Below are 586 nucleotides of genomic sequence, written 5' to 3' on the forward strand. Positions count from 1 at the left end.
ATTAATATACAAGTGTATTGCGTATAACCACCATTATGTTAAATGGCTCAAAATTTACATTTTAAACTGCGAATAAGAAGTTTATCTTAGATGTGATAAACAACTTTTTGGATGAAAATTAGTTAATGAGTTACACCTTAATATTTATAACAATATTTGCCTCCTTATTATCCGGAATTTTGGGCTCTATCCTTTCTCTTATTTACATGAATAGGATGGAGAAGAGAAAATTAAAAATTGATCTTACTAGGCAATTATTAGGACATAGGTTTTCTATTCAAGGTGAACAGTTTTCTAGTGCTATGAACCAAGTAATTGCAATTTTTCACGATGAACCAAGGGTTCTTAAAAGGTTAGAAAAATTACATTCTTGTCTTAAGGATCCAATGAAAAGAAATGTTCATGATGCTTTTATTGATTTTTTGCAAGAGTGTTGCATTGCTTCAAAAATTTATAATCAAGAATTAGAGCGAAGTTTGTATATAGAAACATTCAATGCTAAAGATTAAGGTAAATTTTTTATGAGGGATAGAAGCATGAAGTGCTAATGTAAATTGTTAATTAAACTAAAATTAACATAATACAC

The 586-nt window shown here is 28.2% G+C and carries 1 protein-coding gene; it reads left to right on the forward strand.

Translation table 11 applies throughout. The features are described 5' to 3' along the window. Positions 1-125: 125 nt before the first annotated feature. Positions 126-509 carry a hypothetical protein gene (locus tag AC07E5_RS09620; protein WP_147395704.1) on the forward strand — a complete coding sequence of 128 codons (384 nt, stop codon included), beginning with the start codon at positions 126-128 and terminating at the stop codon, positions 507-509. Positions 510-586: the final 77 nt, after the last annotated feature.

The sequence above is a fragment of the Acinetobacter seohaensis genome (genome assembly GCF_056431365.1).

Excerpts from the sequence above, each read along its gene's own strand:
- AC07E5_RS09620 (WP_147395704.1), top strand. The coding sequence starts at position 126 with ATGAGTTACACCTTAATATTTATAACAATATTTGCCTCCTTATTATCC.